The organism is Variovorax beijingensis (genome assembly GCF_003951285.1).
Lineage (GTDB): Bacteria > Pseudomonadota > Gammaproteobacteria > Burkholderiales > Burkholderiaceae_C > Variovorax > Variovorax beijingensis.
In genome coordinates this window covers 21,025-27,316 of record NZ_RXFQ01000032.1, presented here as the reverse complement: position 1 = coordinate 27,316, position 6,292 = coordinate 21,025, and the positions used below count along the sequence as shown (strand labels likewise).

Below are 6,292 nucleotides of genomic sequence, written 5' to 3'. Positions count from 1 at the left end.
CTGAATATCGTTTCCAGGGACTCCTCTGCCCTGATCCGTGCGTACCGGGTCAGGACAAGTGGCGTCGTTGCAGGGAACTTGCAACCCAACTGCTGCGATCGATCGCAGGAGATGACCCCAGTCGGAGTCCGCGGGTCCAAGGCCCTGCGAGGTTCATCGATGAAGCTCTCACCCGGAACCGGCGGAAGCTTCAGATCGAATGCATTGCCCGTATTGAAATATCTGGCGCGTTCTTCGGCTTTGGACTTGGGTGCCGAGGCGCGTTGCACCTCGAGCTCGCCAATAGACCGCGGCAGCGGTTGGTCATGCATGTTCTCTCCTTTTCAAGTCAGTCAGGTGTGTTCAGTCGCTACCTCGGCATGGCCAGTCGTGCACCCGAGGCTAGCGGAGCTCGCCTGCACTCAGTCCAAGCCCCGTGCGCTCCTTCACGAACTGTTCGACGGCTTGCACCAATGCATCGCAGTCCGCTTCCGTCGTGGGTATGCAAAGGTTGATCATTCCGCGCTTGGCTATCCAGAACCCCTGTTTCAGCAGGTCGAAGTAGAAGAGATCTCTCAACGGAATATGACTCGCCTTCAGATCGCGAACGCTATTGACCACGGCACGCGTCATGTGGACATTCATCATCGAGCCTCGGCCGGTGAAAGTCATGGGAAGCTCGGACCTCGAGGCAATATCGTTCAGGCGCTGCCGCAGCTTTTCTCCACGTGCCGTCACCTCGGAAAGCAGCGCTTCGGTGAGCACATGCTTCATTCCGGCGGAGCCCGCCGTCATGGTGAAGATGTTGTTGTTGAAAGTCCCTGCGTGGCTGATCGAGTTCGGACCGAGTGGATTGAAACGGCCCATGATCTCTTGCTTGCCGCCGAAAGCCCCAAAGCTGAAACCGCCTCCCAAGTACTTGCCCAGGGTGGTCATGTCCGGACGGATTCCGTGCAACGACTGCAACCCGCCGAATGCCAGCCGAGACGTCATCACCTCATCGAAGATCAGGACTGCACCGGTGCGCGTCGTCCAGTCACGCAGGAACTTCAGGAACTCCTTGCTGGCGGGGATGCAGCCGCCAGAGCCTTGCATCGGCTCCACGATGACTGCGGCAATCTCACCCGCATGTTGGTCGATTAGAGCGGCGACGGCTTCGGGATCGTTGTACGGCGCCAAGACGAAGTCGAATGGCGCGGTAAGGGGGTGACGGCTCGCACCTGAGAACACGAACACACCGCCGTGGTAGGCGCCCTCGAACACCACAATCTTGTTCCGGCCAGTGACGGCGCGTGCGGTCTGAATGGCATACAGGTTGGCCTCCGTTCCGGAATTTGCAAAGCGCAAAAACTCCATGGAGGGAAAACGCTCTCGGATGAGGTGGGCCATCTCAGCCTCCGCTTCGGTATGGCCGCCCATCGACCATCCCTGCTCCAGCGCCTGCATCACCGCTTCGCGCAGTATCGGATTCGAGTGACCATAGAAGCCCGCGGTGTACTCACCCAGGAAGTCCCGGTACCAGTTGCCGTCCAGTGAACAGACGCGTGCGTCCTTGCCGGCCACCAGCGTCAGAGGGAACGGATCGGTGAAGATCACTGTCCGGGTGTTGCCACCCGGCATGACCTCGGCAGCCCTGAGATGCTGTGCGTAGCTTCGTGGGTTGGCCTTTGTGTATTCCTCTTTCGCCTCAGCCAAGGCAATGCTGACATGTCGGGTCTTCGCAGTAGTGTTCATGAGTGTGTTGATTGGAAGTAAACGGTGTTGTGGTTCGGCCCAGGGCAAGGTCTTTTCAGGCTGCAATGGCCGAGTGCCCCAGGTAGGCTTCGCGGACTCGATCGTTCGCCCCGAGCTCTGCTGCCGAGCCTTCGAGCACGACCTGCCCGTTCTCAAGGACATATCCTCGCGAGGCGACGCTGAGGGCCAGGACGGTGTTCTGCTCTACCAGCAAGACAGTCAAGCCCTCGCCATGGATGTCAGCGATTCGCGCGTAAACCTCCTCCGCCAAGCGAGGAGCCAAACCGAGCGATGGTTCGTCAAGCAGCAGAACCTTGGGGCGCGCCATCAAGCCGCGCCCGATGGCGAGCATCTGCTGCTCACCACCGGAAAGAGACCAGCCCAACTGGGTCGACCGCTCTGCCAGACGGGGGAATAGCGAATAGACCCGATCCATGTCCGACCGCAAATGACCATCCGAACGCCGGATGTGGGCCCCCACCAGCAGGTTCTCCTTGACCGTGAGCCCCGGAAAAATCTTCCTTCCCTCGGGCACATGAGCAATGCCAGCACGCACCCTCTGTTCGATGGACAGGTGGCTGATGTCTTCGCCGTCGAAAGTGATGGCCCCAGTGACAGCCAGTACCCCCGAGATCGCCTTGAGCAGACTGGTCTTGCCCGCCCCGTTGACCCCGATCAGGGCAACAGCCTCTCCGCGATCGACGTGCAGGTTGATGCCGCGCAGCGCGGCGATGTCCTTGTAATACGCGCAAAGATCTTTACAGTGCAGCACTTCGGTACCCCTCTCCCAAATAGGCGGCGAGCACGGTTTCGTTTACGGAAACCTGCGCGGGCGTTCCTTCGGCGAGCTTCTTGCCGAAGTTCAGGACGGTGATGCGCTCGGCAAGCCGCATCACCATGTTCATGTTGTGCTCGATCAGCACCACCGAGAGCTGGTGCTCCTTGCGAAGTGCCTGGAGAAGGCTCATCAGGCGCTCCACCTCACCGGAGTTCAGGCCTGCGGCGGGCTCATCCAGCAACAGTAGCTTTGGACGGCCCACCATTACTTTGGCCATCTCGACCAGTCGGCGACTCCCATAAGACAACGAACCGATCTGCCGGCCCGCATACTGGGCGAGGCCGAATCGTTCCAACATCTGCAAAGCCGCTTCCCTGCTTTCAGCCTGGTCCACGGAAGCGTTCCGCGGTGAGTACACCAAACGTAGAAGCGATGGCGGCTTGCGTGCCGAATGACCCATCATCACGTTCTCCAGAACGGTCAGCCTCTCGAACAGGCGTCCGTTCTGGAAGATTCTTCCGACGCCCATACCGATGATCTCGTGGGTCTTGCGGGATGAGATATCGCAGCCTTCGAAGACGATTGCACCCCGGGTGGGACGCGCCAAGCCGGTCAGCAGGTTGATCAAGGTGCTCTTGCCCGCTCCGTTGGGTCCGATCACAGAATGAAATTCACCCTGCTTGACCTGAAAACTCACGTCGGACAAGGCACGGACGCCACCGTAGTCCTTGCTGACGGCCTTCACTTCGAGAAACGCCATTTGCCGGCCTCCTTCGATGACAGTTGCGCCTTCCACTTGCTCCACGCGAACCCGAACAAGCCTGCCAGGCCTCTGGGCGCGAGAAAAAGCATCAGGAGAACGAGCAGGCCAAAGATCACGAGATAGGCGGACCCGAGCCACCGTAGCCACTCCGGCAGGAACGTGATGACAAACGCACCCAGGATGGATCCAAGGATGGTTGCTTCGCCGCCGACGACCAGCATCGCCAGGTACACAATCGACGTACTGGTACTGAAATCCTCCGGCGCGACAAACCGTGCATGTAGAGCGAACATCACTCCGGCTACGCCGGCGTATACGCCGCCTAAGGTCAGAGCGGTCACCTTCACGGCGGTCACGTTCAGGCCTGAGACGGAGGCCGCGAGTTCATCGTCCCTGACTGCAATCATCGATCGTCCCAGCTGGCTGTGCCGGACATAGGAGGCAAAGACTGCAAGCAGCACGACGGCAACCAGTGCAAGGTAGTAGAACCGCCGCTCCGAATCGAACGCGAATCCCAGTATCGTCAGAGCCGGGATGCCAGTCAGCCCGTTGGAGCCGCCCGTGATCTCTACCAGGTTAGAGACAACGATGATGAAGCTCACGTTGATGCCCAGCGTGGCAAGCGCGAAGTAGTGGCCCTTGAGCCGCAGTAGCAGGATGCCAGTCACGTAGGAGAAGGCACCCGCGGTCGCCATGCCGATCAGGCACCCCAGCCAGGGATTAAGGCCAAATTTCACGGTACCGATGGCCACTGCGTAGGCTCCCATGCCGGCCACCGAGGCATGCATCATGGAGATCTGTCCGGCATACCCGAGCACGAAGTTCAGGCCCAGCACAGCCGCAGATGAGATCAACGCAGCGTTCGTCAAGCGAACCCAGTACTCCCCCACTGCGTTCGGCAGCAGGCTCGCGGCGCCCAGGCTGAGCACAAGCGCCAGAATCAAGCTGGCGTTCCTTGCGTTTTTCTTGTTCATGTCAGCCTCGTTCCGAAATCGGCTCACCGAAGATGCCCTGTGGACGCGCCACGAGAAAGACAACCATGGCGCCGAAGCACAGAAGGTCTTTGTAGGCAGACGAGATGTAGGAAGCGCCCAGGATCTCCGCAAGTCCCACGAAGAGTCCGCCGGCAATTGCGCCAGGCACGCTTCCAAATCCACCGATGATGGTGGCAGCAAAGGCCTTCAATGCGATCGCATCGCCCATATGCGCGTCAGCGAACCACATCGGCGCGATCAGCAGGCCCGCGAAACCAGCCAGCACCGCGGCAATCGCCCAAGAGCACGCCAGCAGCAGTCCGACAGGCAGCCCCATGAGCCGAGCTGTGGGAAAGTCCTGCGCAACAGCTCTCATGACGCGTCCAAGGGAAGAATGCTGCATCAGCACGTACAAGGCTGCGACGAGGACCGCCGTAATGCCGATACTCGCCAATGCGTGCGTCGATATCGCGCTGTCGAAAACGGTGAGCGTTCCGTCGCCGAACGGCGATGGCAGCCGGAACGGGACACTCCCCCAGATCAGGTTCGCTCCGTTCTGCATGGACAGTCCGATCATCACCGTGGCAATGACCACGGTCACAGGAGACTGCGTGCGAAGCGGAAGGTGGACTCCAAGATAGAAGAGGAAGCCGAATACCCCCATCATTGCCACCGCCAACAGAATCGCCATTGGCATAGGCAGGCCGAGCTGCAGCACGGTGGTGACGCCAAACATCGCGCCGAACATGACGAACTGCCCGGCTGCGAAGTTCACGATGCCGGTCGCCGAATAGATGGTGACGAACCCCAGCGCTGCCAATGCATACACGCTGCCCAGGGCTACGCCGCTTACCAAGAGTTGAACAAGATCTTGCATCTCGTGTGCCCTGGTTGCGCGCTCGTCAGGGTGTTGCCACGACTTTGGACACGAACACCATTTCCTTGGTGCCCTTCTTGAAATTCACGACGGTCACTTCGTGAATTCCATTGCCAGCATCGTCGAACGAGAATGTTCCAGCGACGCCCTGGTAGTTCTTGACCCGTGCGACGTAGTCGCGCAGCTTTTCCGGATCGGGGCCAACCTTGCGCAGGCCATCGGCGAGAATCATCGCGCCGTCATAGTAGACCGCCGCATAGGCATCTGCGTCGACGCGGAACCTCTCCTTGTATTCCTTGACGAAGCTCGTGGCGTTCGGGTTGGTTTCCAACATGACGTCAATCACGCCCCAGACATTCTCGAGGTCAGCAGCAGACATCAACTGCATCGCCGATGGAAGAAAAACCCCCGAGGACGCGACGATCGGCTGTTTCAGCCCCATGGTCTTGATCTGGCGCAGCAGCAGCGCACCGTCTTGCGGGAAGCTCAGTGCAATGATCGCGTCGGCACCTTTGTTCTTGAGGCTCAGCAACTGTGCGGACATATCTTTGTCATTGCCGCCGTAGGCCTCGGATGCCACAACCGCGATGCCTGCGTCTGCCAGGGTCTTGGTGGCTGCCTTCGCCGCACCTTGACCGAAGTCGTTCTGGATGTAAATGATCCCAGGCTTCGTTGCTTTCAGAGTCCCCTTGACGAACTGCGCCATGGCCACGGCCGCCGTGCTGTCGGCGGGACGGATCCGGAACATGTACGGATTCTTCAGCGCTTGGAGCGCGTCCGCTCCGCCCGCATACATGACGGGCACGCGCGCCTTCAAGACTTCGGGGGCAACGGCCATGTTCTGCGTGCTGTAGCTCGACAGGAAAACGAAAGTGGGTTTCTTCTCCTGCACGATCTTCATGAACGCGTTGAGCGCCGTGGGATTGGTCGATTGCGCGTCCTCGAAGACGAAGCGGATCGGTTTCCCGTTGATCCCGCCCGCCTTGTTGATGTGCTCCTCGGCCAGTCGAAGGGAGTTGTGGTACTGCGTGCCTGAGAGCGCCGCAGGACCCGTGAGGGGCACGGTTGCTCCGATTTCAATGGCGCTCTGGGCAAACGACGGCATGCCGGCGATCGCCACGAGTGAGGCCGAGACGAGTTTGAGTAGCAGCTTGCGGTTGGTCATGCTTCGCTCCTTACGGGAGAGT

Annotated in this window: 6 protein-coding genes and 1 pseudogene; all 7 read right to left on the bottom strand. The window is 59.9% G+C overall.

The features are described 5' to 3' along the window. Positions 1-311 (bottom strand): annotated as a pseudogene (locus EJO66_RS32865) (hypothetical protein); the annotation flags it as partial. Between the two features lie 70 nt (positions 312-381). After that, on the bottom strand, positions 382-1,713 hold the full coding sequence (locus EJO66_RS31010) for an aspartate aminotransferase family protein (protein WP_125967086.1): 1,332 nt from the start codon (positions 1,711-1,713) through the stop codon (positions 382-384). 55 nt (positions 1,714-1,768) lie between these two features. Next, on the bottom strand, positions 1,769-2,485 hold the full coding sequence (locus EJO66_RS31005; RefSeq protein ID WP_125967085.1) for an ABC transporter ATP-binding protein: 717 nt from the start codon (positions 2,483-2,485) through the stop codon (positions 1,769-1,771). Then, a complete protein-coding gene (locus EJO66_RS31000; protein WP_125967084.1) occupies positions 2,472-3,251 on the bottom strand; it encodes an ABC transporter ATP-binding protein in 780 nt (259 codons plus the stop codon). Before EJO66_RS31000 ends, EJO66_RS31005 begins: the two co-directional genes overlap by 14 nt. Continuing rightward, entirely contained in the window at positions 3,233-4,228 is a 996-nt protein-coding gene (locus EJO66_RS30995; RefSeq protein ID WP_125967083.1) for a branched-chain amino acid ABC transporter permease, read from the bottom strand. The genes EJO66_RS31000 and EJO66_RS30995 overlap by 19 nt, the downstream gene beginning before the upstream one ends. 1 nt (position 4,229) lies before the next feature. After that, the gene (locus EJO66_RS30990) at positions 4,230-5,105 is read right to left on the bottom strand and encodes a branched-chain amino acid ABC transporter permease (RefSeq protein WP_125967082.1); all 876 of its coding nucleotides are present in this window, start codon (positions 5,103-5,105) and stop codon (positions 4,230-4,232) included. A gap of 25 nt (positions 5,106-5,130) precedes the next feature. Further along, complete coding sequence (locus EJO66_RS30985; RefSeq protein WP_125967081.1) at positions 5,131-6,270, bottom strand: ABC transporter substrate-binding protein; 1,140 nt, start codon at positions 6,268-6,270, stop codon at positions 5,131-5,133. Positions 6,271-6,292: the final 22 nt, after the last annotated feature.

Coding starts and splice junctions, on each gene's coding strand:
- EJO66_RS30985 (WP_125967081.1), bottom strand. CDS start 6,270: ATGACCAACCGCAAGCTGCTACTCAAACTCGTCTCGGCCTCACTCGTG.
- EJO66_RS31000 (WP_125967084.1), bottom strand. CDS start 3,251: ATGGCGTTTCTCGAAGTGAAGGCCGTCAGCAAGGACTACGGTGGCGTC.
- EJO66_RS30990 (WP_125967082.1), bottom strand. CDS start 5,105: ATGCAAGATCTTGTTCAACTCTTGGTAAGCGGCGTAGCCCTGGGCAGC.
- EJO66_RS31010 (WP_125967086.1), bottom strand. CDS start 1,713: ATGAACACTACTGCGAAGACCCGACATGTCAGCATTGCCTTGGCTGAG.
- EJO66_RS30995 (WP_125967083.1), bottom strand. CDS start 4,228: ATGAACAAGAAAAACGCAAGGAACGCCAGCTTGATTCTGGCGCTTGTG.